Source organism: Bradyrhizobium sp. 1, from assembly GCF_023073315.1.
Classification (GTDB): domain Bacteria; phylum Pseudomonadota; class Alphaproteobacteria; order Rhizobiales; family Xanthobacteraceae; genus Bradyrhizobium.
In genome coordinates this window covers 567,672-594,569 of sequence record NZ_JADPJH010000018.1, presented here as the reverse complement: position 1 = coordinate 594,569, position 26,898 = coordinate 567,672, and the positions used below count along the sequence as shown (strand labels likewise).

General features: G+C 63.4%; 27 protein-coding genes and 1 pseudogene. 16 read left to right on the top strand and 12 right to left on the bottom strand.

The window, feature by feature from the left end; all coding sequences use genetic code 11:
• Nucleotides 1-140: 140 nt before the first annotated feature.
• From IVB29_RS15315 to IVB29_RS15285, 7 genes are all read left to right on the top strand, one after another.
• Nucleotides 141-1,325 (top strand): substrate-binding domain-containing protein, encoded by a 1,185-nt coding sequence (locus tag IVB29_RS15315; RefSeq protein WP_247504184.1) that lies wholly within the window; start codon nt 141-143, stop codon nt 1,323-1,325.
• A gap of 163 nt (nt 1,326-1,488) precedes the next feature.
• Nucleotides 1,489-3,003 (top strand): amidase, encoded by a 1,515-nt coding sequence (locus IVB29_RS15310; protein WP_247504183.1) that lies wholly within the window; start codon nt 1,489-1,491, stop codon nt 3,001-3,003.
• A gap of 99 nt (nt 3,004-3,102) precedes the next feature.
• Nucleotides 3,103-3,960, top strand: a complete 858-nt coding sequence (locus IVB29_RS15305; RefSeq protein ID WP_247504182.1) for a branched-chain amino acid ABC transporter permease — start codon at nt 3,103-3,105, stop codon at nt 3,958-3,960.
• 4 nt (nt 3,961-3,964) lie between these two features.
• Nucleotides 3,965-5,179, top strand: coding sequence for a substrate-binding protein (locus IVB29_RS15300; RefSeq protein WP_247504181.1), 1,215 nt, complete (start codon nt 3,965-3,967; stop codon nt 5,177-5,179).
• 32 nt (nt 5,180-5,211) lie between these two features.
• On the top strand, nt 5,212-6,318 hold the full coding sequence (locus IVB29_RS15295; protein WP_247504180.1) for a branched-chain amino acid ABC transporter permease: 1,107 nt from the start codon (nt 5,212-5,214) through the stop codon (nt 6,316-6,318).
• Nucleotides 6,305-7,039 carry an ABC transporter ATP-binding protein gene (locus tag IVB29_RS15290; RefSeq protein ID WP_247504179.1) on the top strand — a complete coding sequence of 245 codons (735 nt, stop codon included), beginning with the start codon at nt 6,305-6,307 and terminating at the stop codon, nt 7,037-7,039. The genes IVB29_RS15295 and IVB29_RS15290 overlap by 14 nt, the downstream gene beginning before the upstream one ends.
• Nucleotides 7,032-7,727 carry an ABC transporter ATP-binding protein gene (locus tag IVB29_RS15285; protein WP_247504178.1) on the top strand — a complete coding sequence of 232 codons (696 nt, stop codon included), beginning with the start codon at nt 7,032-7,034 and terminating at the stop codon, nt 7,725-7,727. Before IVB29_RS15290 ends, IVB29_RS15285 begins: the two co-directional genes overlap by 8 nt.
• 2 nt (nt 7,728-7,729) lie before the next feature.
• Here IVB29_RS15285 and IVB29_RS15280 read toward each other — a convergent pair whose 3' ends face one another.
• From IVB29_RS15280 to IVB29_RS15255, 6 genes are all read right to left on the bottom strand, one after another.
• Entirely contained in the window at nt 7,730-8,134 is a 405-nt protein-coding gene (locus tag IVB29_RS15280; RefSeq protein WP_247504177.1) for a PIN domain-containing protein, read from the bottom strand.
• Entirely contained in the window at nt 8,131-8,364 is a 234-nt protein-coding gene (locus IVB29_RS15275) for an AbrB/MazE/SpoVT family DNA-binding domain-containing protein (protein ID WP_247504176.1), read from the bottom strand. Before IVB29_RS15275 ends, IVB29_RS15280 begins: the two co-directional genes overlap by 4 nt.
• A gap of 143 nt (nt 8,365-8,507) precedes the next feature.
• Nucleotides 8,508-9,998 carry a murein L,D-transpeptidase family protein gene (locus IVB29_RS15270; protein WP_247504175.1) on the bottom strand — a complete coding sequence of 497 codons (1,491 nt, stop codon included), beginning with the start codon at nt 9,996-9,998 and terminating at the stop codon, nt 8,508-8,510.
• Between the two features lie 527 nt (nt 9,999-10,525).
• The gene (locus IVB29_RS15265; protein WP_247504174.1) at nt 10,526-11,488 is read right to left on the bottom strand and encodes an acetyl-CoA carboxylase carboxyltransferase subunit alpha; all 963 of its coding nucleotides are present in this window, start codon (nt 11,486-11,488) and stop codon (nt 10,526-10,528) included.
• Nucleotides 11,489-11,669: 181 nt separating this feature from the next.
• Nucleotides 11,670-12,644 (bottom strand): site-specific tyrosine recombinase XerD, encoded by a 975-nt coding sequence (gene xerD / locus IVB29_RS15260; protein ID WP_247504173.1) that lies wholly within the window; start codon nt 12,642-12,644, stop codon nt 11,670-11,672.
• Nucleotides 12,645-12,661: 17 nt separating this feature from the next.
• Nucleotides 12,662-12,808 (bottom strand): histidine kinase, encoded by a 147-nt coding sequence (locus IVB29_RS15255; RefSeq protein ID WP_092030859.1) that lies wholly within the window; start codon nt 12,806-12,808, stop codon nt 12,662-12,664.
• 146 nt (nt 12,809-12,954) lie between these two features.
• Here IVB29_RS15255 and IVB29_RS15250 point away from each other — a divergent pair, with 146 nt between their 5' ends.
• From IVB29_RS15250 to IVB29_RS15240, 3 genes are read left to right on the top strand one after another with little or no spacing between them, the layout of a single operon-like run.
• The gene (locus tag IVB29_RS15250; RefSeq protein WP_247504172.1) at nt 12,955-13,581 is read left to right on the top strand and encodes a shikimate kinase; all 627 of its coding nucleotides are present in this window, start codon (nt 12,955-12,957) and stop codon (nt 13,579-13,581) included.
• Nucleotides 13,578-14,726, top strand: a complete 1,149-nt coding sequence (aroB, locus tag IVB29_RS15245) for a 3-dehydroquinate synthase (RefSeq protein WP_247504171.1) — start codon at nt 13,578-13,580, stop codon at nt 14,724-14,726. Before IVB29_RS15250 ends, aroB begins: the two co-directional genes overlap by 4 nt.
• Before the next feature lie 44 nt (nt 14,727-14,770).
• Complete coding sequence (locus IVB29_RS15240; RefSeq protein WP_247504170.1) at nt 14,771-16,075, top strand: HlyC/CorC family transporter; 1,305 nt, start codon at nt 14,771-14,773, stop codon at nt 16,073-16,075.
• Between the two features lie 155 nt (nt 16,076-16,230).
• Here IVB29_RS15240 and IVB29_RS15235 read toward each other — a convergent pair whose 3' ends face one another.
• Nucleotides 16,231-16,509 (bottom strand): BolA family protein, encoded by a 279-nt coding sequence (locus IVB29_RS15235; RefSeq protein ID WP_247504169.1) that lies wholly within the window; start codon nt 16,507-16,509, stop codon nt 16,231-16,233.
• A gap of 96 nt (nt 16,510-16,605) precedes the next feature.
• Here IVB29_RS15235 and IVB29_RS15230 point away from each other — a divergent pair, with 96 nt between their 5' ends.
• Nucleotides 16,606-17,244, top strand: coding sequence for a DnaJ domain-containing protein (locus IVB29_RS15230; protein ID WP_247504168.1), 639 nt, complete (start codon nt 16,606-16,608; stop codon nt 17,242-17,244).
• Between the two features lie 196 nt (nt 17,245-17,440).
• Here IVB29_RS15230 and IVB29_RS15225 read toward each other — a convergent pair whose 3' ends face one another.
• The gene (locus tag IVB29_RS15225; RefSeq protein WP_247504167.1) at nt 17,441-18,535 is read right to left on the bottom strand and encodes a citrate synthase/methylcitrate synthase; all 1,095 of its coding nucleotides are present in this window, start codon (nt 18,533-18,535) and stop codon (nt 17,441-17,443) included.
• A gap of 80 nt (nt 18,536-18,615) precedes the next feature.
• Between IVB29_RS15225 and IVB29_RS15220 the strand changes: the two genes are divergently transcribed.
• Nucleotides 18,616-19,839, top strand: coding sequence for a citrate synthase family protein (locus IVB29_RS15220; RefSeq protein ID WP_247504166.1), 1,224 nt, complete (start codon nt 18,616-18,618; stop codon nt 19,837-19,839).
• Between the two features lie 576 nt (nt 19,840-20,415).
• On the opposite strand, the gene IVB29_RS15215 is transcribed toward IVB29_RS15220, so the two are convergent.
• Nucleotides 20,416-20,610: a hypothetical protein gene (locus IVB29_RS15215; protein ID WP_247504165.1), complete on the bottom strand. Its 195-nt coding sequence runs from the start codon at nt 20,608-20,610 to the stop codon at nt 20,416-20,418.
• Between the two features lie 749 nt (nt 20,611-21,359).
• Here IVB29_RS15215 and IVB29_RS15210 point away from each other — a divergent pair.
• Nucleotides 21,360-22,565, top strand: a complete 1,206-nt coding sequence (locus tag IVB29_RS15210; RefSeq protein WP_247504164.1) for an HWE histidine kinase domain-containing protein — start codon at nt 21,360-21,362, stop codon at nt 22,563-22,565.
• A 14-nt stretch (nt 22,566-22,579) separates the two neighbouring features.
• Nucleotides 22,580-23,581, top strand: coding sequence for a sensor histidine kinase (locus tag IVB29_RS15205; protein ID WP_247504163.1), 1,002 nt, complete (start codon nt 22,580-22,582; stop codon nt 23,579-23,581).
• A 55-nt stretch (nt 23,582-23,636) separates the two neighbouring features.
• On the opposite strand, the pseudogene IVB29_RS15200 reads toward IVB29_RS15205, so the two are convergent.
• Both IVB29_RS15200 and IVB29_RS15195 read right to left on the bottom strand, forming a co-directional pair.
• Nucleotides 23,637-23,840, bottom strand: a pseudogene (locus IVB29_RS15200) (DedA family protein); the annotation flags it as partial.
• A 61-nt stretch (nt 23,841-23,901) separates the two neighbouring features.
• Nucleotides 23,902-24,831 (bottom strand): LysR family transcriptional regulator, encoded by a 930-nt coding sequence (locus IVB29_RS15195; RefSeq protein ID WP_247504162.1) that lies wholly within the window; start codon nt 24,829-24,831, stop codon nt 23,902-23,904.
• A 72-nt stretch (nt 24,832-24,903) separates the two neighbouring features.
• On the opposite strand from IVB29_RS15195, the gene IVB29_RS15190 reads away from it, so the two are divergent.
• Nucleotides 24,904-25,560 (top strand): NAD(P)-binding domain-containing protein, encoded by a 657-nt coding sequence (locus IVB29_RS15190; protein WP_256466886.1) that lies wholly within the window; start codon nt 24,904-24,906, stop codon nt 25,558-25,560.
• A gap of 51 nt (nt 25,561-25,611) precedes the next feature.
• Nucleotides 25,612-25,983 (top strand): nuclear transport factor 2 family protein, encoded by a 372-nt coding sequence (locus tag IVB29_RS15185; protein ID WP_247504160.1) that lies wholly within the window; start codon nt 25,612-25,614, stop codon nt 25,981-25,983.
• 21 nt (nt 25,984-26,004) lie between these two features.
• On the opposite strand, the gene IVB29_RS15180 is transcribed toward IVB29_RS15185, so the two are convergent.
• Nucleotides 26,005-26,661, bottom strand: a complete 657-nt coding sequence (locus IVB29_RS15180; RefSeq protein WP_247504159.1) for a DedA family protein — start codon at nt 26,659-26,661, stop codon at nt 26,005-26,007.
• Nucleotides 26,662-26,898 lie beyond the last annotated feature (237 nt).

The following is a 26,898-nucleotide window of genomic DNA, read 5'->3' as shown; positions in this document are numbered from 1 at the left end:
GCAATCGATGCTGCATCTATATGCACTTCAATTCTTGAATATTCAATATTTTCAAAATAGGATGATTGCACAACAAAAGGGCGGATGCCGCGGCCGCCTGCTCAATGTGCTTTCAGGTCTGGTGCCAGACAGGAGTTGGCGTGCGCGCGACGGTGAACTTCCCGGCTCACGGCGGCCCGGCGTTGCCGCCGTCCTTGCTGTTCAGGAATCTGCCGTCGTCGGCGGCTGACTTCGACCTGTCCCCGCTCGATTCGCATTTCATGAAGCGCCGCGGCGCGCGCAACAAGCTGCGCATCGGCAATTTCCTCACCTTCACCGGCTCGCCCGGGATCTGGGGCCCGACCTCTACCAACAGCGCGATGCTCGCGGTCGCCGAGATCAACAAGCGCGGCGGCATTTTGGGCCGCGAGCTCGAGCTGTCGATCTATGATTCAGGCGGTCCGATCGACGATGTGGTGCGGCGTGCCGAGCAGGCGATCGCCTTCGACGAAGTCGATCTCATCATGGGCTCGCATATCAGCGCGGTCCGCGTCGCGCTGCGCAAGGTCACCGGCAACCGGATCCCCTACATCTACACGCCGGTCTATGAAGGCGGCGAGCGCACACCTGGTGTGATGGCGATCGGCGAGACGCCGCTCTGGCAGAGCCGGCCTGCGATCCAATGGCTCGCCGACGTCAAGAAGGCAGCGCGCTGGTATCTGATCGGCAGCGATTACGTCTGGCCGTGGCAGTCGCATCGCTCAGTGAAGCGCTACATCAAGGAAGCCGGCGGCCAGGTCGTCGGCGAGGAGTTCGTCCCCGTCGGTGAGGACAATCACGAGCCGCATCTGGCGCGGATTCGTGCCGCCAAGCCGGACGTGGTGCTGATCTCGCTGATCGGCACCGACAGCATCACCTTCAACCGCGCCTTCGCGGAAGCGGGCCTTAGCCCCTCGACGCTGCGGCTTGCCGGCGCGATGGACGAGACCGTGCTGCTCGGCATCGGCGCCGACAACACCGAGAATTTGTTCTGCGCCTCCGGCTATTTCAACTGCATGATCTCGCGCGCCAATGACGAGTTCCTCGGTGGCTACCAGGCCATGTTCGGCCCGCACGCGCCGCCGGTCGGCTCGGTCGGCCAGTCGAACTATGAGGGACTGCGGTTCCTGGAGTCCGTCGCTAATCGCGCCGGCTCGCTGGCGTTTCGTCCGCTGCTCAAGGCTGCGCGCAACACCGTCTATTCGGCCGGCCGCGGTCCGGTGACCCTTCGCGATGGCCGCGCCGAGATGCCGATGTATCTCGCCGAGGCCGATGGCCTCGACTTCAAGCTGATCAAACAGCTCTGAGCCTCAGTTACGCATCCCGAGCAGCCGAGCTACGAAATAATACTTGAAAAGGAAAATATTTCCGTCTGTAATATCGAGGCGGAGCCGGTTGGCCCGCGCCGTGCAGGCGCGACCGGGCGGCTTCCGTTCAACGCCAGGGATCAAGAAGCCTCAGGAGAGTGCCGTGACTGTTGTCCTTCCAACGCCCGCCCAACTTCTCGACGTCGCCGACCAGTGCGGCCTTTCACTGACCGACGACGATGTCGCCTCGTTCCGCGGCCTGATGCAGGGCTCGATCGACGCCTACAATCTCGTCGGCGCGATGCCGGACGAGGTGCCGGAGGTCAAATATCCGCGCACGCCGGGCTATCGGCCCTCGCCGGAAGAGAACCCGCGCAACGCCTGGTATCGCAAGTCGACGGTGAAGGGCGCGGCCGGCGGCAAGCTCAAGGGCAAGACCGTCGCGCTGAAAGACAACATCATGCTCGCCGGCGTTCCCATGATGAACGGCTCGGCGACGCTGGAGGGCTACGTCCCCGATTTCGACGCCACCATCGTCACGCGCATGCTCGATGCCGGCGCCGAGATCGCCGGCAAAGTGCACTGCGAGTCCTTCTGCATGTCCGGCGGCAGCCACACCAATGCGGTCGGCGCCGTGCACAATCCCCACAAGATGGGTTATTCAGCCGGCGGCTCGTCGTCGGGCTCAGGCGTCGTCGTAGCCCTCGGTGAGGTCGACATGGCGATCGGCGGCGACCAGGGCGGCTCGATCCGCATGCCGTCCTCGTTCTGCGGCACCTACGGCATGAAGCCGACCTGGGGCCTCGTGCCCTACACCGGCATCATGCCGATCGAGGTCTTCGTCGATCACACCGGCCCGATGACGGCGACGGTTGCCGACAACGCGCTGCTGCTCGAAGTGCTCGCCGGCGACGACGGCTACGATCCGCGCATCAAGGCCCCGAAGGTCGAGGACTACACCAAGGCGCTCGGCCAGGGCGTCAAGGGCATGAAGATCGGCATTCTGAAGGAAGGTTTTGAGCAGGCGAATGCGGAAGCCGCCGTTAACGAAAGCGTTCGCGAGGCCGCAAAGCGTTTCAAGGATCTGGGCGCGAGCGTCGAGATCGTCTCGATCCCGATGCATCTCGCGGGACCCGCGATCTGGACGCCGATTGGCACCGAGGGCATGACCCAGACCATGATGTATGGCGACGGCTATGGCCTGAGCCGGTCCGACCTTTACTCGACCACGCTGATGGATTTCCATCGCGGCTGGCGCCGGCAGGCGGACTCGTTGTCCGAGACCACAAAACTGTTCCTGCTGCTCGGCACCTACATCAACAACAATTTTGGTCCGCGCTATTACGGCAAGGCGCTCAACATCTCGCGACGCCTGACCGCGGCCTACGACAAGGCATTCAAAGACTACGACCTGCTGCTGCTGCCGACGACGCCGATGAAGGCGACCAAGCTGCCGGAGCCGACCGCCAGCCGCGAAGACTACGTCGCGCGTGCGCTGGAAATGATCTCCAACACCGCGCCGTTCGACATCACCCATCATCCCGCGATGTCGCTACCCTGCGGCATGGTCGACGGCCTGCCCGTCGGCCTGATGCTGGTCGGCCGCATGTTCGAGGAATCCACGATCTACCGCGCCGCCCATGCTTTCGAGCAGATCGGCGACTGGAAGAAGATGTGAGCGAGGCATTGATGCAGACGGACGGAAGACCAGAGCGTTTTCGAGCGAAGTGGATACCGCTTCGCCTCAAGAAAACGCGTCAAAACAAGAATCCATCGCATGGCTAACGCGTTCGTCGCGGCGTTCGAGATTTTGAGCTTCGGCGCGATCATCGTCCTGATCGTGCTGGGGCTCGGGATCATTGCCAGCATGATGGGCATCTTCAACTTCGCGCAGGGCGAGTTCGTCCTGCTCGGGGCCTACATCACCTATCTCGCCTACGCCAAGGGCATGCCGATCTGGACCGGCATGGTCGCGGCGCCCTTCGTGGTCGGCGCGCTCGGCTTCGTGCTGGAGGCGCTGATCATCCGCCGCTTCTACGCCGCACCCATCGTTGCCATGCTCGGCACCTATGCCCTCGGCCTCATCATCCGCGAATCCGTGCGCGGCCTGATCGGCGGCTTCTATCTCACCGTGCCCGAGCCGATCGGCGGCTCGATCGATCTTGGCGCGATGCACATCTCCGCCTGGCGCTTCACCATCATCGTTATCACGCTGCTGGTGATGGCGGGCTGCTATCTCCTGCTGTCGCGTACGAGCTTTGGATTGCGCATGCGCGCCACGTTGGAAAATCCGTCGCTGGCGCGCGCGTCGGGCATTTCCACGCCCTTGATGTACGGCGCCACCTTTGCGTTCGGGTCCGCGCTCGCCGGCCTTGCCGGTGCGCTGATCGTGCCGGTGTTCAGCCTCTACGCCGATCTCGGCCTGCGCTTCCTGATCCAGGGCTTTGTCGCGGTCATGGTCGGAGGCGTCGGCTCCTTCATCGGTCCGGTCGCCGGCGCCGGCGTCATCGGCACGCTCAGCGCCGCGTTGCCATGGGTAATGGCGCCTGTCGTCGCCGACGTCCTCGTCTTCGTTCTCGCCATTGTCTTCATCAAATTCCGGCCACAGGGCCTCATCGCTGGAAAAGGGGTTTAGTCATATGTTCGATCGTCAGCTCTCACGCCGCCGTTTTCTCTCCAATGTCGCCTTTGCGTCCGGTGCGGTCGCAACCGGTGTCGGCAGTTGGGTAATTCCGGCGCCCTGGGCCAATGCGGCCGAAGCCCCGATCAAGGTCGGCATCGCCACCGACCTCACCGGTCCGATCGCCTATGCCGGCACGGCTGACGCCAACGTCGCCAAGATGCTGATCAAGGAGATGAACGCCGCCGGCGGCCTGTTGGGCCGGCCGCTCGAACTCTACATCGAGGACACCGCGTCGAACGAATCCGTCGCCGTCGGCAATGTCCGAAAACTGATCCAGCGCGACAAGGTCGACATGGTGCTCGGCGGCATCACCTCGTCGATGCGCAACGCGATCAAGGATCCGATCGTCGCGCGCGGCAAGACGCTCTACATCTATCCGCAGCTCTACGAAGGCAAGGAGTGCACGCCCTATCTGTTCTGCACCGGGCCGACCCCGGCGCAGCAGTGCGACGAATTCATCCCCTGGCTGATCAAGAACGGCGGCAAGAAATTTGCCCTGCCCAGCGCCAACTATGTCTGGCCGCACACGCTCAATGTCTACGCCCGGAAGGTGATCGAGGCGAACGGCGGCGAGGTCGTGTTCGAGGAATATTATCCGCTCGACCAGGTCGATTTCTCCGCGACCGTCAACCGCATCATCTCGAACAAGGTCGATGTGGTCTTCAACACAGTCATCCCGCCGGGCGTCGGCCCATTCTTCAAGCAGCTCTATGAAGCGGGCTTCCTCAAGAACGGCGGCCGGCTCGCCTGCGTCTACTATGACGAGAACACGCTCAACATCAATCAGGCCGCCGAGATCGAGGGGCTCGCAAGCTGTCTCGATTATTTCAAGGTGCTCACCAAGGAGGATGCATTCAACGCAAAAATCCAGGCCGCCTATGAGAAGGATTTCCCCGGCAACTTCCTGTTCGCCGCCGGCAGTGCTGCGACCGGCACGTACCGCGGCCTCAAGCTGTGGGAAGCCGCGGTCAAGGAAGCCGGCAAGGTCGATCGCGACTCGGTTGCCGCCGCGCTCGATCACGCCAAGATCGCCGAAGGGCCGGGCGGACCGGCCGAGATGGTGCCGGGCAAGCGGCACTGCAAGATGAAGATGTACACTGCCGTGGCCAAGGGCGGGAATTACGAGATCGTCGGACGTAGCGACGGTCTCGTCGATCCCAAGGAATGCTGAGCAGGAATGCTGAGAAGGAATGCTAAGGTAGAATGCCGAATTCGATGGGCGCAGTGAAACAGGCGATCCCCGCCGAGATCGGCGGGGAGGCGGACGCCGTCATGGGTAGCAGCGGAGCGGCGGCACAGGCCGTCGCGGGACGAAAAATCCTGCCGATCGTGGAGGGTGTGGTGCTCGTCGCCGCGCTCCTCGTGCCGCTGGTGCTGCAAGACTACCTCACGGTGTTCGCGACGCGCGTGATCATCCTCGCGCTGTTCGCGCTGTCCTTCGACCTGGTCTGGGGCTATGCCGGCATCATGAGCTTTGGTCAGGCGCTGTTCTTCGGCTCGGCCGGCTACGGTGTCGCGCTGCTCGCGCGCGATCTGGACATCACCAACATCTTCCTGGTGCTGCCGGCGGGCACGCTGATCGGCCTCACCTTCGCGCTGCTGCTCGGCGGCTTCCTGCTACTGGGGCGGCATCCCTCCAGCGTGATCTTCGTCTCGTTGGGCACGCTGACCGGCTCCTACGCGGCCGACCGGCTCGCGCGCGGCTGGTATTATCTCGGCGGCCAGAATGGCATCCCCTCGATCGCGCCGATGACGCTCAGTGGCTACGAATTCTCGGAAGGGCCGCCCTTCTACTATCTCGTGCTCGGTATCCTCGTCGTCGTCTATCTGCTCTGCCGCTTCCTGGTGCGCTCGCAGTTCGGGCTGGCGCTGGCGGGCCTGCGCGAGAACGAGCAGCGCATCGCCTTCTTCGGCTACAAGGTGCAGCATCTCAAGGCGATCATCTTCGCGATCGGCGGCGCCGTCGCGGGCCTCGCCGGCAGCCTCTATGCCTTCCACGAAGGTTTTGTCTGGCCCAACATGGTCGGCGTCGTCGTCTCGACGCAAGTGGTGCTCTATGTGCTGTTCGGCGGCTCCGGTACGCTGATCGGCGCCGTCATCGGCGCCGTCATCGTCGAGGGCGTCAGCTTTTGGCTCTCGGACAACTATCGCGACATCTGGCCGATCATTCTGGGATTGCTGCTGCTGCTCGTGATCCTGTTCCGGCCGCTCGGCCTGATCAGCTTTGTGCTCGGCGAGCGCGAGCGGGTTGGCAGCTTCGGTGCCAAAGCCAAGCAGAAGGTCAAGGAGAAGCGCAATGCCGCTCCTTGAAGCCGCCGGCATCAAAAAGATCTTCGGCAAGCTCACTGCGCTCGATGGCGCCGCGCTCACCGTTGGCGAGAATGAGTTTCACGGCCTGATTGGCCCCAACGGTTCCGGCAAGAGCACGCTGATGAAGTGCATCGCCGGCGCCGAAGTGCCGACGCAGGGCAAGGTCTCCTTCATCAACACTGACATCACCGCGTTCACGCCGACCGAGCGTGCGCGGGCCGGCATGAGCCTGAAATTCCAGATCACGTCGGTGCTGCCGTCGCTGACGCTCTACGACAACATCCTGCTCGCGCTCCAGGCGCAGTCTTCACTGTTCGACCTCGTGTTCTCGCGCACGCGCGGCGCGCTGCATGATCAGGTCATGACCATGCTGACGCAGTTTCGCCTCGCCGATCGGGCCTTCGATGCGGCGGCTGCGCTGTCGCACGGCCAGCAGCAATGGCTGGAGATCGCGATGGCGCTCGCCGGCAAGCCAAAACTGTTGCTGCTGGACGAGCCGACCGGCGGCATGAGCCTGGAGGAGCGCCGCGTCACCGGCGAACTGCTGCAGCCGATCAAACAACACTGCTCGCTCGTCATCGTCGAGCACGACCTCGATTTCATCCGCGACATCTGCGATCGCCTCACGGTGCTCGACCAGGGCAAGGTGCTGGCGTCGGGCACGGTGTCCGAGATCCAGGCCAACAAAGCCGTCCAGGAGATTTATCTGCGCCGTGCCTGAATTTTTGGACATCAAGCATCTCGACGCCGGCTATGGCCGCAGCCAGGTCCTGTTCGACGTCAATCTCGGCATTCCCTGGCGTGGCGGGGTCGCTGTGCTCGGACGCAACGGCGCCGGCAAGACCACGCTGATGAAGACCATCGTCGGCGAGCTGCCGGCGTGGAAGGGCGAGGTCGCCTTCGACGGCCGCGACATCAGCCGCCGCGCCACCCAGGAGCGCGTCCGCGCCGGCATCGGCTACGTGCCGCAGGAACATTCAGTGTTTGCGCGCCTGTCGGTGCGCGACAATCTCGCGGTGGGCTCGCTCACCAACAGAGATGCCAATGCGGTCGATCGCGTGCTGGCCATCTTCCCAAAACTCGGCCAGCGCCTCGACCAGCCCGCCGGCACGCTCTCCGGCGGCGAGCGCAAGATGCTGGCGATCGGCCGCGCCATGCTGGGCGATCCAAAGCTGCTGCTGCTGGACGAGCCGACCGAAGGCGTCTGGATCGGCGTCATCGAGGAGATCACCGAACGCCTGATCGAGCTCGCGAAAAACATCGCCGTCATCATCGTCGAGCAGCACCTCGACTTGGCGCTGCGCGTTGCGGATTACGCCTACGTGCTGGATCGCGGAAGAGTCGCGCTGCAGGGGGAGGCGGGTGATGTGCGGGGCAATCCGGAGCTGATGCGGTACCTGGCGCCGTAGCTTCACGGAGTGCTGCCAAGAAACGGATTGATGATCGTCAGCCCATCGATGCTTCGGCCGTGCTGCATGTCTTCGCTATAGAGCGTATCGCAGCCGGCCTCGATTGCGGCGGCTACGATCAGAGCGTCGTAGAAGGAAAAATTATGGCTTCGCGCAAGCGCGACGGCGCTTGCGTGGGTATTCAGCGTGATGGGCACGATGTCGATCAGAGACACTCGAAACTGTACGAGCGCCAATTCGATGACCGGCCAATCTTTGCGGAGCTTCCGGCGGGCAACGTGGACGAACTCGTTCAACACCTGAACGCTGGCATAGCCGCCGTCGCTCAGACAAGCCGTAGCCTGTTGCTTTCTCGGGTCAGACGTCGCCGTATAGATGAGGATGTTGGAGTCGAAAAACGCTTTCAACGCTCGTTGGCCTCGTCGCGATCGAACTTGTAGTCGGCAGGAAGCGTCCAGTTGAGTGAAGCGAGTTGCTCGATCGCTCGCCGGCGGCGCTCTTCCTTGGTCTCGACCTCAATCGCGCCCTTGTGGGCGACGACGACCTCTAGCTCGTCGCCTTCCTTCAGGCCTAGTTCGTCAACCAGCGCTTTGGGCAATCGGACCGCGAGGCTGTTGCCCCATTTGGAAACCTGCATGGCTTGCCTCGATGATATCCGGTCTGGGAATGTATATCATAGGCACGATATTATTTGAGGCAAGTGACCCGGAGAGATTGGACCGAAGGAGTCCGAAATGCCCACGACGGACGGGTCCGGCTTTGCCGGAGAGAGCGCCGCCCTTACTTCACCGCCCCAAATCGGCTGTCGAACGAGTTCGACTGCACCACCGGCGCGGCACCCATGATCTGCGTCGCTTCACCCGCACCATCCGACACCGACGGCTTCAGCGTGGGACGCGTTGCGGCAAGACGCGTATCCGGCTTCGCCGGCTCGGCGGGTTTTGCGGCTGCTACCGCCGGCTTCGGCGCATCCTTCGACTTGTCATGGCCGGGCACGAAGCGGGTGACCGCGGCCTTCAGCCGGGACGCCGCGCTTGGCGGCGTCGTGGACGTGGTGGCCGGAGCAACAGACGCGGTGGCTTGCGGCGGAGGCGCGGTCGCCGTGGTGTCGGCGGTGCCCATGCCCATCTTGCGGCCGAGGTTGGAGAAGAAGCCGCCGGACTTTTCGGCAGGCTGAGCTGTGGCGACGCGGGTGTTGGCGGCGGGCGCGCTGACGGCGACGACCGGCTCTTCCTGCGGCGCGGCCGCGATAGCTTCGAGATTCGGTTTGGGCGGATTGACGGTGCCGGGGATCGTGCCCGGCGCCTTCGCCATCGCCAGCATCTCCAGGGTCGAGCCTTCGGCGCGCTCGGACAGGCCGGTCGAGCCTTCCGGAATCTTGGAGGCGAAGATCTTGTTCATGCCGCCGTCGATGCCGGTGTTCATGCGCGCAACGGGCGTACCGCGCGAAACCAGCTTGTTGTACTCGGCCTGATCGCGCTGGTCCTTCTCGCGCACGGCGCTGGCGATGTCCTCGGGGATCACATAGGCCGGGCACTTTGCCGAGGCGTCGAACACCGGATCGCGTTTCGCGTCAGGCGCCTTCGCCGCGTCGAACACGTATTTCTTTTCGCAGAAATCGACCTTCGGCTCCTGCCGCGTCACCTCGAAATGATCATAGCCTTCCTTGATCATCTTCCAGAACGGCATGTTCGGATTGTTCCGGTGCTTGGCCATGTTCACCGGATTCATCTTGAACGGAAGGGCCTGCAGCTGGAACGCCTTCTGGCCGCCGAAGAACGACTCGCGGCCGAGCGAATAGATCTCCGCGATCTGCTCGTCCGTCATCGCGTAGCAGCCGCGCGACGAGCAATCGCCGTGTACCATCAGCTGCGATCCGGTGCGGCCCAAAGCCTTGTCGAACGCGTTCGGGTAGCCGGTGTTGAACGAGAGATAATACGCCGACTGCGGATTCATCTGGCTCGGATTGATCGAGTAGAATCCTTCGGGCGCCTGGCGGTCGCCCTCGCGCACCTTCGGACCGAGATCGCCGGACCAGCGGCAGATCGGATAGGTCTTGAGCAGCGCGAACTGGCCGGAGCGGGTCTGCTTCCAGATCTCGAGCTCGGCTTCCTGCTTGAACAGGCGGACCAGGATCGGCGATTGCAGATCCATGTCCTTCTCGACCATCGCGGCGAGAAGCTTCGGCGGCACCGGCTGATTGGCCTTGGCGTTGGTCGCGAGCGAAACCTGGTCGGTATCGCAGCCGGCCAGCAGGACACTGGCCGTCATCAGCGCAACCGAAGCCAAGAGCGCGCGAGCAAGCGAACGAGAAATCAAGATGGACCCCACACCGTGCCGGGCATCGCGCGAACCCCAATCTCGAAGCATGATCCGACCGGACATCCGGACCCATCGTGACGGGCTTTTCGAAACCATGCTCCAGCGCTTATGCCCTGAAGCCATTGATTAAAATTCTAACCTCTGGGTCATGTGGTCGCAACCCGAGCGGGGATCACGAGCCCGTTGGCCCAGTGGCATGGTCAACGAAGACTAAATGGACGCGACTTTGGGCCGTACTTGGGCCTTTTGGCCAAACCCGTACTGAGATCGCTGATTTGGGCAAAAAAAGGGTTAACGCGGGGTTACCGTGCTGATCCGGGGCGGTCTCTCGTGCCCCGGACGCGGCGCAGCGCGTCAGCGGTGCGACGCAGAGCCGGGGCCCATGCTTGAAGCGATCTCTGGAGCATTCTGGGTCCCGGCTCTGCGCAGCAGCGTTTCACACTGCAGCGCGTCCGGGACACGGAAAACCGCCTGAATCAGCCCAGTTTGCGGCCGATATCGAGGAATTTCTGCCGCCGCTGCTTGCGGATGGCGTCGCCGTCCAGGCCCCGCATCTCGTCAAAAGCCTTGGCGATGGCATCGCCCGTGGTGGCGATCATGGCGGCGGGGTCGCGGTGGGCGCCGCCGACCGGCTCCTTCAAAATGCTGTCGATCACCCCGAAGCGGAGCATGTCCTGGGCGGTAATCTTCATGTTGTTGGCGGCTTCCTGCGCCTTGGAGCCGTCGCGCCAGAGGATGGAGGACGCCGCCTCCGGCGAGATCACGCTGTAGATCGCGTGCTCGAGCATCAAGACCTTGTTGGCGGTGGTGATGGCGATGGCGCCGCCCGACATGCCCTCGCCGGTGATGATGGCGACGTTCGGCACGGTCAAGGCCATGCAGGCATCGGTGGAGCGCGCGATGGCTTCGGCTTGTCCGCGCTCTTCGGCACCGATGCCGGGATAGGCGCCGGCGGAATCGGCGAGCGACAGCACCGGCAGGCCGAACCGCTCGGCCATCTCCATCAGCCGTACGCATTTGCGATAGCCTTCCGGCCGCGCCATGCCAAAGTTGTGCTTGATGCGGCTCTCGGTGGAATCGCCCTTTTCCTGGCCCATCACGCAGATGGCCTCGCCGCGGAAGCGGCCGAAGCCTGCGACCAGCGCCTCGTCCTCGCCGAACTTGCGGTCGCCGGCGAGCGGCGTGAATTCGGTGATCAGGCCCTTGATGAAATCGTTGAAATGCGGCCGCTGCGGATGTCGCGCGACCAGCGTCTTCTGCCACGGCGTCAGGTTCAGATAGAGGTCGGCCAGCGCCTGCGCCGCCTTGTCCTCGATCTTCCCGATCTCCTCGGCGATGTCGGTGCCGTTGGCCGCAAGCGTCCTGAGCTCGTCGACCTTGGAGTCGAGCTCGGCGACGGGCTTTTCGAAGTCGAGATAGGAGCGCATCTGATCTGGCATCAACTCAATATAGGGGGACGGGGCGAGAGAGCGAAGCGTGGTTGGGGTCGTGGAAAGAAGTGTAGCTTCGTCAATGAGTTGGCCTGTGTGCTCATGAGCAGCCCGCCAAATCAGCCGTGGGGCCACGGCTCTTTCTGCGGAGATGTGGCGGAAGTCAAGGCGGTTTCGCCCGCGAGAACCGTTACTTCTCCGCCAGCGGATGCAGATCGCGCACCAGGCTCTTCAGCCGCTCCTCGACCACATGGGTATAGATCTGCGTCGTCGAGATGTCGGTGTGGCCGAGCAGGGTCTGCACGATGCGCAGATCGGCGCCGTTGTGGAGCAGATGGCTGGCAAAGGCATGGCGCAGCACGTGCGGGGAGACCAGCCGGGCCTGCAAGCCCGAGGCGACCGCGAGCTCCTTGAGGTCGCGGGCAAAATGCTGCCGCGTCAAATGCCCGCTCTCGCCGAACGAGGGAAACAGCCATTTCGAGGCGGCGAGGCTGTCTTTCTTCTTCTCGGTCTTCGCGGCTTCCGTTGCGCTGAGGTAATCCGCCATCGCCTGCCGCGAGGCCTCGTTGAGCGGCACCAGCCGTTCCTTGTTGCCCTTGCCGCGCACCACGATCATGCGCGCGTCGCGCTTGGCCGCCGTGCGCGGCAGCGCCACCAGCTCGGAGACGCGCAGGCCCGTGGCGTAGAGCACCTCGAGCAGGCAATACAGCCGCAAGGCCCGCAGCCGTTTTGCGGGCGAAGCATCTTCCGCCTCGCTCAATTCCTTGGCGCGGCGGAGCATGCGGTCGACATCGGCAATCGACAGCACCTTTGGCAGGCCGCGGCCGCGCTTGGGACCGGACAGGATCGCGGCGGGATCCTCGGAGCGGATGCGCTCGTTCAGCAGGAACCGATAGAGATGCCGCATCGCCGACAGCCGCCGCGCGACGCTGGTGGATTTGAAGCCGCGGGTGTCGAGATCGGCGAGATAGTCGCGCAGCGTCTGCGTCTCCGCGTCCGCAAATGTGTGGCCGGAGCGGCCCAGAAACTCCGAGAAATCGGTGAGGTCGCGGCGGTAGGCATCGAGCGTGTTGGGACCGGCGCCCTGTTCCGCCGCGAGCATGTCGAGGAACAGGCCGGCGAGTTTCGTGTCTGAGGGCTTGTTTGCGGAAGATCTGGCACGCATGCCCCGCAGCCTAGCTCCTATTTCTTGAGAAACTTATCCGGCGGGATCGTCACCGTCATTTCCCGCGACTTCGGGCTGACGAAATTCGCCAGCGCGAACACCACGCCATAGACGATGCCGGCGATCACGGCGACGGCCGTCAGGAAGCGGAACAGGCTGGGCATCGGGCAAGGTCTCAGGCGTCCAAATTAACCAATGAAATCATCCAACATGTTCGCCGTTTCGTGGCAAGAGTCCTCTGGCGAGGCCCCCTTTGGGGTCGTATAGGTGGCCAAAGGGTGCCGCCTTTGGCGGCAGATTGAGCGAATCCATGTCCGACGCCGCGTTGCCGATCCAAGCTTCGCCCGAGGCCGACATCCTGTCGGCGCTCGGGGCGCGCTCGATCGTGCTGGTCGGCATGATGGGGGTGGGCAAATCCACCATCGGCCGCCGCATGGCTCTCAGGCTCAAGCTGCCCTTCATCGACGCCGACACCGAGATCGAGGCGGCGGCCGGCATGACCATACCGGAGATTTTCGAGCGCCATGGCGAGGCGCATTTCCGTGACGGCGAGACCCGCGTGATCGCGCGCCTGCTCGACGGCGGGCCCATTGTGCTGGCGACCGGCGGCGGCGCTTTCATGCGCGAGGAGACGCGGGGCCGGATCGCGGCCAAGGCGATCTCGATCTGGCTCAAGGCGGACCACGACGTCATCATGCGCCGCGTCCGCCGCCGGGCCGATCGGCCGCTGCTCCAGACCGCCGATCCCGAAGGAACTGTCACGCGCCTGCTCATCGAGCGCGAGCCGGTCTATGGCAAGGCCGACCTCACCATCGCCTCGCGCGACGTGCCGCACGACCGAATCGTCGATGAGACCATCGAGACGCTGCGCGCGCATCTTTGCGGCGAAAAGGCCGCGCCCCAACCACCTGCCGACGTCGCGAGTGCCGTACGATGACTGCGCCCTTGAAACATTCCGACCCTGTCAACGTCGACGTCGCGCTGGGCGATCGCGCCTATGACATCGTCATCGGCCGCGGCGTGCTCGCTTCGCTCGGCGAGCGGGTCGCAGCGTTGCGCCCCGGCGTGCGCACCGCGATCGTCACCGACCGCACAGTTGCGAAATACTGGCTCGAGCCGGCTGAAGCATCGCTTGCCGCGAGCGGCATCCCGACCTCGCGAATCGTCGTCGAGGAAGGCGAGATCTCGAAGACCTATGCCGGCCTCGAAAAGGTCAGCGAGGCCTTGATCGCGGCAAAGATCGAGCGCAACGATCTCGTCATCGCGCTCGGCGGTGGCGTGGTCGGCGATCTCGCCGGCTTTGCGGCCGCGATCCTGCGCCGCGGCGTCGATTTCGTGCAGGTGCCGACCTCGCTGCTGGCGCAGGTCGATTCCTCCGTCGGCGGCAAGACCGGCATCAACTCGCCGCAGGGCAAGAATCTGCTCGGCGCCTTCCACCAGCCGGTGCTTGTGATCGCCGACACCGCCGTGCTCGACACGCTGTCGCCGCGGCAATTCCGTGCCGGCTATGCCGAAGTCGCAAAATACGGCGTGCTCGGCGACGAGGCCTTCTTCACCTGGCTGGAAAAGAATCATTCCGACATCGTCAAGGGCGGCTCCGCGCGCGAGCATGCGATCGCGACCTCGTGCCGCGCCAAGGCCGGCGTCGTCTCGCGCGACGAGCGCGAGACCGGCGAGCGCGCGCTGCTCAATCTCGGCCACACTTTTGGGCACGCGCTGGAAGCCGCGACCGGGTTCTCCGACCGTCTGTTCCACGGCGAGGGCGTGTCGATCGGTATGACGCTGGCGGCGCAGTTTTCGGCAAAGCTCGGCATGATCGGCGAAGCCGACGCCACGCGCGTCGAGCGGCATCTGGTTGAAGCGGGTCTGCCGACGCGTTTGCAGGACATCGCCGGCTTCGCGCAGGAGGGGCTTGCCGATGCCGACGCGCTGATGGCCTTGATGGCGCAGGACAAGAAGGTCAAGCGCGGCAAGCTCACCTTCATCCTGCTGGAGGCTGTCGGACGCGCTGTCATCGCGAAGGATGTCGAGCCGGCCCCGGTGCGCGATTTCCTGAAAGAGAAGCTGGCGCAGAAGGCGTGATGCGCGGCTGAATTTCTGTCGAGTGATTCTCTGTCGAGTGATTCATGGATTGGCTTGGCTTCACCATCGTCGTCCTCTGCCTGCTCGTCTCGGGCTTCTTCGCCGCGAGCGAGACCGCACTGATCGGCGCCTCGCGCGCCAGCATGTTGCGGCTCTCCAAGCAGGGCAACCGCGACGCCGATGTGGTCTCGGGACTGCTGGATATGCGCGAGCGCCTGATCGGCGCGCTGCTGCTCGGCAACAACATCGCCAATATCAGTGCATCCGCCCTTGCCACCAGCATCTTCACGTCCTGGTTCGGCGATGTCGGCGTGCTTTATGCGACCGGCGTGATGACCGTGCTGGTGGTCATCTTCGCCGAAGTGCTGCCCAAGACCATCGCGATCAACGCGCCCGACCGCATGGCGCTCGCGGTCGCGCGCCCGATGCGGCTGACGATGTACGTGCTCGGTCCGCTGCTGCGGATCGTGGAAGTCATCGTGCGGCTGTTGATGCGCGTGTTCGGCCTTGCCGGCGAGCACCAGGCGATCCTGTCGCCGACCGAGCGCCTGCGCGGCGCGGTCGACCTGTTGCATCACGAGGGCAAGGTCGAGAAGCAGGACCGCGACATGCTTGGCGGCCTGCTCGACCTGCGCGAGCTCCAGGTCTCCGACGTCATGATCCATCGCACCGAGATGATGATGATCAACGCCGATCTGCCGCCGGAGGAGCTGGTGCGTGAGGTGCTGGCGACCGAATACACCCGCATTCCGCTCTGGCGCGAGAAGCCGGAAAACATCATCGGCGTACTCCATGCCAAGGATCTCCTGCGCGCGATCCGCGCCGCCGACGGTGATACCTCGCGCATCGACGTCTCCACCATCGCGCTGCCGCCCTGGTTCGTGCCGGAGATGCGGCCCGTGTCCGAGCAGTTGAAGGCCTTCCGGCGCCGAAAAACTCATTTCGCGCTCGTCGTCGACGAGTACGGCGAAGTGGAAGGTCTCGTGACGCTGGAAGACATTCTGGAAGAGATCGTCGGCGACATCTCCGACGAGCATGACGTCGTTGTCGCGGGCGTGCGCGCCCAGCCGGACGGCTCGGTCGTGGTCGACGGCTCGGTGCCGATCCGCGATCTCAACCGCGCCATGGACTGGCGTCTGCCCGATCAGGAGGCAACCACGGTCGCGGGCCTCGTCATCCACGAGGCGCAATCGATCCCCGACCGCGGCCAGAGTTTTACCTTCCACGGCTTCCGCTTCCGCGTGCTTCGCCGCGAACGCAACCGCATCACCGCGCTCCGTATTTCACCGGTGCCGCGCGATGCCGAGATGGAAGAGGCCAAGCCAAGGCGGGCCGGGACGTCGTTTTGACGCAGATCAAGCTGTCATCGTCCGCCTTGTGCACACTTGCGCACTGGGGCGGATGATCCAATACCCTGCGGCCTATCGATTGAATCTCGATGCCGGTGTTTACTGGAAGCCCCGCCCCCGTGCGCAATTGCGCACTAGGCGGGGCATGACGGCGGTTATCCTTCCCCCGGCGCCTGCGCGTGGATCGCCAGCGCGTGCACGCTGCCCGCGAGTTCCGCGGCCAGCGCCGCATTTATCATGCGGTGGCGGTCGACCCGGCTCTTCCCTTTGAAGGCGGCAGACACGATATAAACGCGGAAGTGCGTCTCGCCGCTCGGCCGATGGCCGGCATGGCCTTCATGCAAATGTGACTCGTCGACGACTTGCAGGCTTTCGGGCGTGAAAGCTTCCTGCAACTTGTTGCTGATAGTGTCTTTCATAACCATGATCGCCATTAAGGCGCGTCATCACACCCCGTCAATGCCCGGGGTATCGATCTAATTGCAATGTCAAGACTTGAAGGTTTTTGCATTGCGTAGTCAAAGTTGGTCATGCCGATCGATTCATCAAAGTTCTTCGACTCCATCCGGGTCAAGCCGAAAGGCAAGCAGCCGGAGGTGAAGCCGCGCGACACCGTGGCCAATTGCGAATGGACCGGGTGTCAGAACAAGGGCGCGCATCGTGCGCCCAAGGGTCGCGACAACCAGCGTGAGTACTGGCACTTCTGCCTGAACCACGTGCGCGAGTACAACCAAAACTACAATTTCTTCTCCGGCATGAATGCCGACGCCGTCGCGCGCTACCAGAAGGACGCGTTGACCGGCCACCGTCCGACCTGGAAGATGGGCGCCAATGGCGGCGTCAAGAAGGGCGCGGAATCCGAGATCGATGGCGCCTTCGATCCGTTCAGCATGTTCCAGGAGCTCAACGGCCGGACCGGCTGGCGGAAGAGTCCCGATGCCGCCGAGCCCAAGGCCGAGACGCGCAAGGTGATGAACGCCGAGCGCAAGGCGCTCCAGGTCATGGGCCTCGGCCCCAGTTCCACGCTCGCCGACGTCAAGTCCAAGTACAAGGCGCTGGTCAAGCAGCACCACCCCGACGCCAATGGCGGCGACCGCTCGACCGAGGATCGCCTGATCGAGATCATCAAGGCGTATAATTATCTGAAGACGGTGGTGCGGGAAGCCTAGGGCCTCGCTGCCTTTCTTCTTCCCTTCTCCCCTTGTGGGAGAAGGTGGCGCGAAGCGCCGGATGAGGGGTCTCCATCCGCGTGTTCACTGAAAGTATCGTAGGGTGGGCAAAGCGAAGCGTGCCCACCACTTCTGTTGCAATTTCGGATCGATGGTGGGCACGGCGTAAGCGCGCCTTTGCCCACCCTACGAGTCCTCACCCCTCCGGCATCGCCCCGACATAGGACGAGTTCGGCCGGATCAACCGCCCCGTCCGCTGCTGCTCGCGTGCATGCGCGGTCCAGCCCGCGCTCCGTGCCACTGCGAAGATCGGCGTAAACGCCTGCCGTGGAATCGCCAGCGCATCGAGCAGGATCGCGGTGAAGAACTCCACATTCGTTTCCAGCGGCCGCTCCGGATTTTTCTTGCGCAGCGCGCTGCGGATATAGGACTCGACCTCGCCGGCAAAGGGCAGGTCGGCTCCGTTGGACGCCAGCGCCTCGATCGCGGTCTTGAGCACGTCGGCGCGCGGATCGCGCACACGATAGACGCGGTGGCCAAAGCCCATCATCCGCTCGCCGCGTGCCAGCGCCGCATCCACCCAGGGCTGGATGCGCTCGCGCGAGCCGATCGCATCGAGCATTTCCAGCACCGGTTCCGGCGCGCCGCCATGCAGCGGACCGGTCAGCGCGCAATAGCCCGCGGTCACCGCGGCAAACAGATCGGCTTGCGTCGAGGCCACCACGCGCGCGGTGAAGGTCGAGGCGTTCATGCCGTGGTCGCTGGCGGTGACGAGATAGGCGTCCAGCGCGGTGACCTCGCGTGTTTCAGGCGCGCGCCCGTGGAGCATGCGCAGCGTATCGGCGGCATGGCTCACATTCGGATCTGGCGCGACCGGATCGAGACCTTTAGCGCGGCGGACCAGCGCGCCGGCGATTACCGGAAATGCGCCGACGATGGTCGCCTCGTGCGCGAGGCCGTGCTCGGCGCGAAGGCCGGCGACCGCCGCGCGAAAGCCGTCGACGATGCCCATGCCGCGCGTCGCCGGTAGCAACTCGTCCAGCCGCGCGAAGGCGCGCTCACGGGCCGCACCGAGACCCGCCCGCACATTGGCTTCGCTTAAGCTGCTCTGGCTCGCGCCATTCCAGAGCCGGGCGGTGACGCCCTCAAAACTCGATTTGGCGGCAAGGCGGCCGACATGCTCGCCGGCGATGATCAGCTCGCCGCGCTCGCCGTCGACATGGCTCAGCACGGTCTCGGCCGCGGGAACGCCGTCCAGCCCGATCTGGCTTTTGGTGAGGTGGATGTTCATGGCCCAAATCTCCTTTGCACTGCACCAGGGGAAAATCGGACCTCTCGACAGGTTGATCAATCTTGATTACATAAATCAATATGAAAAATTCCGACGGACTCTACCTCTCCGCCCGGGAAGCCGCCGCCGAGCTGGCGATCTCGCCGGCTACGCTCTACGCCTATGTCAGCCGCGGCCTGATCCGGTCCGAGCCGACGCCGGACTCGCGCAAAAACCGCTACCGCGCGGAGGATGTCCGCGGGCTGAAGGAGCGTCGGGTGCCGTCGCCGGAGCCGCGCGGCCTGCGCAGCTTCGATGCCGATCTGCCGGTCATGGATACGGAGATATCGACCATCACCGAGGAGGGCGCGATCTACCGGGGCGTCAATTGCGTCGATCTCGCCGAAAACGACACGCTGGAGCACACGGCAACGCTGTTGTGGGACGTCTCCGATGTCGATCCCTTCGACCAGGACAATCAGCCCGAGATTTCCGACGAGATGCGCGCGATTGGTGAGGCCGCGCGACGCGCAGCCCCGATCGACCGCGCCATCGCCGTGCTGGCGCTCGCCGCGAGCGCCGATCCCCGCGCCTTCACGCGCGCGCCCGACGGCCGGGCGATGGTCGGCGGCCGCATCGTCCGGCTGCTGGTCGCGACCATGCTCAATGCCGGGCCGTCGGCTGAGCCATTGCATCAGCAGATCGCAAAAGCCTGGGCGCCCGACAACAAGCACGCGCCAGATCTGATCCGGCGCACGTTGGTGCTGCTCGCCGATCACGAATTGAACGCGTCCACCTTCACCGCGCGCTGCGCGGCCTCGACCGGCCTCAATCTCTACGACTCCGTCATCGCCGGCCTCGCCGCGCTGAAAGGCCCCAAGCATGGCGGCGCCGGTGTACTGGCCTCGCAGCTCGTCAAGACACTGGTCGATCGCGATGTCGGACCGATGGTGCGCGAGCGCGTCGCGCTCGGCGAGCGTTTCGCCGGCTTCGGCCACGGCGTCTACAAACGCGGCGATCCCCGCGCGCAATCGCTGCTGAACGCGCTCTCCCGCGCCGGCGCGCCGCGAAAATTCACGCGCGAAGTGCCTGAAAGAATCGTCGAAGCCACCGGCGAGCTCGTCAATATCGACTACGCGCTCGCGGTCCTCGTGCACGCGCTGCGCCTGCCGGTTGGCAGCGAGCTCGCTTTGTTCGCGATGGCCCGCAGCGTGGGCTGGATCGCACACGCCAGCGAGCAATTGCAGTTTGGCAAGCTGATCCGGCCGCGGGCAAGGTATGTGGGGCCGGCTCCGGGGCGGAGAGTGGGGGCGCCCAAGGATTAGGACATGTACCCATAGTCCAGACGACCTATCGACCTGCACGTCGATGCCCTTGATGGAATATGACGTCGCACTGTCGCGGCTGGCCGTGCGCCTTTAAAGGTTCCCGCGGAAGGGCGACGGTCGGCCGCCCGGAAGCTGAGCGCCGCCTGAGGCGTCTTCATTCCTCCTTGGCTTCGGAATGAAGCGCGGCTTTCTCCGCTATCAATTTCTCGATCAGCGCAGCGATTCCGTCTTGGGCAAGCTGATCGCTAATTCGCGATGCGATGCGCCGGTAGCGCGCGATCCTCTGGTCGATGTCGTCGCATTTCCTACACATAGGCCGCCCTGCTTCACGCAGGCGGCAGCCAACCGGGCCGCCTGAATCTAACAAAGGTGAGGTCAGGAATTTGGTTCCCTCGCGCCATAGTACGACGTAGGCCCGAAGTCAGATCAACTTGGGACGGACGGTACCGGCGGCGGCCAGAACCGCCCCAAGACGCTTGCGCAATTTGGGATGTCTTACCGAGTATGCGGATGAGGGACGAGGAGCTAGCCAAGGGTGCTGAGGCCGCCTGCCGAGGCGGCCTCAACTCTTTCTTAGAGTGGGGCGCGCAAGCCTGGAGACGACAGCCATTCGTTGGTTTGCGCGGCGACATCAAGCTGCCGAAGCTTCTGCAAAAGATCGTTGCGTTTCGGTCCGGGTGCGAGAAGGGCGATCGCCGCTTCAATGCGCTTGTGTTCGACAGCAAGGCGTTCGTACAGTGTTGGGGATTCATTGATAAGCCAGGTCATAGCCACTCCTTCCAAGCATTGGGCGGGAGCATTACCGGACTCTCAGTCACCGATATGAGCCATAAGGCAGCGCGGTGATGGCGGAACTAGGCGCTTGTTGCGTTGCGATGTCCATTGAATTCGTTCGCTCTGCAAATGTCAGCCTGCGGCGCAGCTGTGTTGCCGCGTCTTTTGAGCTTCAACAAGGATGGTGGATGCGCAGAACAAATATAAGTTGTTCAAATGGAACCATCATTCATTATGGTTGTTGTCATGTTGGCCCCCGAAAGTGGCGGGGCCGAAGATCCAAAAAGTCAGCAGCCCAAAATGGTCAGATTACTCTTGGCGATGGCGATGTTCTCGCTCCTCGGAGCTTTGGTTATCGCTCTACCGGGCTTTACCCCCACGGTGCAATCGAGTGAGGTCGTCGCGATAGCGAAAGGGGACCGGCTTGAACTCCGGGCTGCAGCCTCGAATTGCTCAACACAGATCTGGCCCGATTTCTCAGCTCCTTGTTTGCAAGACAGGCGCTTGGGAGGCAAGATCGTGGAAGCTCGTCTTGTGACCGCCCGCCGATAGGCCGGAGTCTCTCATCCGTTCATCGAAGATGACGCGGTGAGGGAATCTGCGAATGCTTGTTGTTCTGGTGCCCAGGACGCAGCAATCGCGGACCGCGCCGTGCCGCAGAGTGCCCAGGCAAGTCGTCTTCGGCAATCGCGAAACATTTCCGGACCAATCCATCCGCTCCCTTCGAAAGAGTGAGGCCATCCATGTCAGCAGATCCAGGTTCGGTGCCGAATGTGCTTGTCGTCGAGGACGAGATGGTCCTGCGCATGCGCGCAGTCGACATCGTGGAGGATGCCGGCTTTCACCCGGTCGAGGCCGTCAATGCCGACGAGGCAATATCGATTCTTGAGTCCCGCTCCGACATTTCGCTGCTCTTCACAGACATTCAGATGCCCGGAAGCATCGATGGCCTGAAACTCGCCCATGCGGTGCACGAACGCTGGCCTTCGATCAAGATCATACTGGTTTCAGGTCAGGTGAAGCCATCTGACGCGGAAAGGCCGGAGAACAGCCGCTTCTTCGGCAAACCGCTCGGCGTCGCACAAATGATTGCCGAATTGCAGAAAATGGTGGGCGCGGGTGCACTCAGGATCGTTCCCGGTCCAACCAACTGGACGGATCACGCGCTTGACGTCCCGGCGACGGCTGATTCGGCGTCCCCGCCCGCGCAGGATGCCGTCCTTTCCGCGGAGAACGACAGCCTTCGCCTGCTACTCGAACAGGCCGGAATTGACGCGCAGGCGCTCCTTGTCCAGGCCGGGATCGATGCTGAGCAGCGACAGGCCGCAGACAAATTGCAGAAGCTGATCCTCGGCGAGCTCCATCATCGGGTCAAGAATACTCTGGCGATGGTCAGCGCTATTGCGTCCCAGAGCTTCCGCGCTGCCCCCAGTATCGAGCACGGACAGAAGGCAATGGAAGGCAGGCTCGCTGCATTGGGACGAGCCCACGACCTGCTGATGCAGGTCAGTTGGGCAGATGCCAGCCTTACTCACACGCTGAGCAGCGCGACGGAGCCCTATGACGGTCAGGGCGACAGACGCTTTCATTTCAACGGACCGGATATCAGGATCACCTCCGCAGCGGTCATCGCGCTCGCCATGACCTTCAACGAACTGTGCACCAACACCACCAAATTCGGGGCGTTGTCGGTTCCCGCAGGTCGCGTCGAGATTGCATGGACAATAGACGAGCTGAAGCAGCGACTCCGCCTGGTCTGGACGGAAAGAGGAGGTCCAGCGGTCGAGCCCCCGACGCGGCGAAGCTTCGGCACCCGAATGATGGAGTCGCTCGGCCAACAACTGACCGGTCGGGTGCAACTCGCCTACGAACCGGGTGGATTCATCTATTCTTTGGATGTGCCGCTTGGCTCCGTCGCGGTGCCGCCCGAAGCAGTCCCCTTACGTTAGCGGCAACAAGCGCGATGTCTCCCACAGACGCGATGATGCCCGTATGGCACGAAAAACACCTGCGGGCCGCAACGCGCGCCGCAGGGGTCGCATTGTGGTCCTGGAACGTTGATACTGACGCCATCACCATGGATGAGGCCGCTTATGACCTTTGGGAGGTTCCCAAGAGTGAACGGAAAATCACGTTCGAAATACTGTCCAGGAACATCCACCCTGCCGATCTCGAAAGGGTCAGGTCAGCATTTGCAGCGACGCGAGCGGTCGTGGGGGCTTATGAGATTGATTTTCGGGTTCTATCCAACGGTGATGTTCGTTGGATCTCCGCTCGAGGCCAGGGCGATGACGCCGACATAACGGACCGGATTATGTTCGGCATCTTCCTTGATGTCACCCAACGCAAGCAGGCCGAGGAAGCCAACGAATTGCTGGCGGGTGAGATGGGCCACCGGGTCAAAAACCTTCTGACCATTGCGACGGCTCTCACGCAAATTACGTCACGTTCGGCAGAAACAAAGGAAGACATGGTCCACGAGCTGACCAGTCGTCTAATGGCCTTGGAACGCGCCCAGGATCTCATTCGTCCAGTCCCTGGTCGGAAGACGGGAGCCACACTTCTGGGTGATCTCATTTCCGTCCTGCTTGCGCCGTATGACGAAAAGGGAGCCAGCGTTCGTATTCGCGTCTCGGTCCCAAAGATCAACGTGGGAGAGACTTCGAGCACGGCGCTGGCCTTGGTGATCCACGAACTGGCAACGAACTCGGCGAAATATGGTGCGCTATCGATTTCGAGCGGCACCTTGGATGTCTCGTGCAACGCTCACGAGGACGACGTGGCGGTGGTGTGGACCGAACGGGGCGGCCCCTCTGTCGTCCCTCCCACAAAGCTGGAAGGCTTTGGGAGCAAGATGGTGCACCGAAGTATGGCCTCCCAGCTCGGCGGCACCATTGCTTTTGACTGGTCAGAGGAGGGCGTGGTCGTCGCCCTGCGAATGAGTAAGCATCGCCTGGCGAACTGAATGGCCACAACGGCTACCGGAGTCGAGATTCGCCGATAGAGATCTTGCAGGGCCGCTACGCCCGTGGCTTCGCGGCAGCGACGCCGCTGCCGTTCCCGCGCCTTCTTCGAAAGGTCCAGATCGCCAGCCCCCCAACGATCGCGACGCCGACCACGCTGAGCATCCAGATGTGCTTGCCGAGATGCTCGTGGTGCGGCAGGCCGGCATATTCATGCAGCGCCGTCACCGCCAGCACACCCGGCAGCACATGCGCCGGCGCCGCGGGCGCGCTATGTGGGACCTGCGCCGGGGCGGCGGGCTGCGATGGCGGATTCGAAGGGCTAGCTCAAGCTTCCAGCGAAGCGCTGGGCGAGCCTGTTCTTCCTGAATGCATCTGTTACCCAGTCCACGAAGGCTCTGGTCTTGGCGGGCACCAGCTTGCGCGAGGCATGATAGATCGAGATCGCGCCGGCGTCGCAGTACCAGCGCGGCACGAGGCGCAGCAGCGAACCATTTTCGAGTGCGGGAAGAATGTCGGTGGTCGCGAGCATGGCGACCCCGAGCCCCAATAATGCCGCCTCGCGCATTGCCGCGGGATCGTTGAGCACGATCACCTCGGAGAGCGAGGCCAGAACTTCCCGACCCGAAAGGTCTCGCATCGACCAGTGTCGGGTACGCCCGGTTTGCAGCGAGCGCATGACGATGCCGTCCAGCGCGGACAATTCGTCCGGGCTGTTCGGGAATTTTCGCCCCGACATATAGGCTGGCGACGCCACGGCGACGATATGCGCCGGCGCAAGTGTTCGGCTCACAACACCGGGGGGCAACTCGAATCCGCCTCCGATCGCGGCGTCATAGCCTTCGCCGACGAGATCGACCTGACGGTTCTCGAAGTGCCACTCAGCGCGAATCCGCGGATAAAGGGCCAGGAAGCCAGGAAGCAGCGGCAGAATATGGGCTGCACCAAACGTCGGCGGGAGGCTCACTTTGAGAAGGCCTGCAGGCTCGTTGCTGCCCGCCGATATCGCGGCAATCGCTGCTTGCAGCCCCTGGAGATTGTCTGCGATCGCGGCGCAGAACGTTTCGCCGGCCTCGGTCAGCGTCAGCTTTCGCGTCGACCGGTGAAACAACCGGACGCCCAAATTGCGCTCCAGCATCGCGACATTGCGGCTAACCGCAGCAGGCGTCACCGAGAGACGCCGAGCTGCTTCCGAAAAGCTGCCGCATTCGGCGCTGCGGAGGAAGGATTCCAGGTTAGCCAGCGTTTCCATCAGCTCATTCATAAGTAATCGTTGAAAATCTTACTGCCAATACCTCCCTAATCAAGGGGGAATGTTGGGGCCATGTCTACGCCATCGATCAGTCGATCTGATTCAAAAACATCTCGGAGATATTCCATGTCCACTATCGGCATCATCGGCGCGGGCAATATCGGCCGTGCCATCGCCCAGGCATTTGCGCGCAAGGGCATCGTCGTGACCTTGTCCAACAGCCGGGGTCCGGAGAGTCTGGCGGCAACTGTGGCTGAGATCGGTCCGCTCGTGACTGCCGGCACCCGCGAGGAGGCAGCGGCCAAAGATATCGTGTTCGTCGCGGTCAACTGGTCGAAGCTGCCCGACGCGCTCGCCGGCCTGCCGCCCTTCGGCGGCCGCATCGTCGTCGACGCCAACAATCCGATCGAGGCGCCGCTATTCAAGCCGGCCGAACTCGGTGGTCGCGCCTCGTCGGAAGTCTTCGCCGATCTGGTGCCCGGCTCACGGGTGGTGAAGGCATTCAATCATCTGCTGGCAGAACTCCTCGCAACCGATCCCGCGAGTGACGGCGGCAAGCGGGTGCTGTTCTATTCGGGAGACGATGCCGGGGCTAAGGCCGCTGTCGGCGCGCTGATCGATCAGCTCGGATTCTTTGGCATCGATCTTGGCTTGCTCGCGATCGGTGCCAGGCTGACCCAGTTTCCGGGTGGCCCGCTTCCAGCGCTGAACCTGGTCAAGTTCGGCTGATCGCTTCGTTGAAAACGCGTCCCGACAAACAATGTGAGGAAAGGCTGCAATATGACAACCGGTGATATCGATTTCGACCATCTGCTTCGGTCAAATATCGAGCGCGTATTCAACGAGCGGGACGAGGACAAACGGCAAGCGGCCATAGCCGAGTTGTTCGTCGAAGAGCCCGTCATGTACGAGCCGACGAATATCGTCCGGGGACGGGCTGACATATCGCGCGTCGCTGGAGATCTTCTGAAACAGTTCGGGCCGACGTTCAGATTCGTGCCCGATGGCGCGGCCGTCGGGCATCACGGCTTGGCACATCTGGCCTGGCGCGCAGGGCCCGAGCATGGTCCAGTCGCGGTCACGGGGGCCGACGTGGCCGAAATCGAGAGCGGTCGAATCTCGCGGCTGTGGGTGCTTCTCAATAGGCCTTGAGGGAAGCGCGCCTTGCCGAGGTTAGATCTGCGGCTTCGCCGCCGCGACACCACCGCCATTCCGCCGGCGATAGATCCAGACCGCCACGCCCACCACGATCGCGACGCCGACCACGGTCAAAATCCACATGTGCTTGAACGGATGCCCGTGATGCGGCCCGGCATATTCATGTAGCGCCGATACGGCCAGCACGCCCGGCAGCACGTGCGCGGGCGCCCAGACCAGGATCGCCGGGATGTTGATCGCGTAGAAGCGAGCAGGGGGCATCCCGAGCGCGCCGGCGGTAACAGGCACGAAGGCGCGGATCGGCGGCACGAAGCGCGCGAAGAACACGGCCCAGGTGCCGAAGCGGTGGAAGAAGCTCTCGCTCTCCGCGACCACGCGCGGATAATTGGTCAGCGGCCAGGTGTTGAGGATCTCGCGCTGCTGCCGGTGCCCGATCCAGAAGGCCGAGCCGTCGCCCAGCACCGCGCCGAGCGCGGCTGCCAACAGCACCCATTGCAGTGTCAGCTCCCCGCCCGGAACCAGCGCGCTCAGCGCCAGGATGATGGTCGAGCCGGGGATGACCGACCCCACCACCGGCACGGCTTCGAGCAGCGCCGCCAGGAACAGGGTCAGATAGGCCAGCCACGCATGGGCCGAAACGAAGGCGATGAGGGGATCAAGGAAGGATGTCACGACGTCTTTCGTGTCGGCGGAGGGTCCAAGGGTTCAGATGGGTTCAGAAGGGTTCAGGCCCCAAGGGGCTTAGACCCTACATAAGTAAGGAGGGGCGGCGAAAGTGCCATTCGGATGGGCAGGGCCGTTCCCCCGCCCGAAATTCAAGCGTGATTCGCAAGGCAGCCCTCCAAAAACTGCGTTCCTCACCTATCTAAATGAAAAGACAACGGAACTTTGATTGGGGCGCGGGCTTCT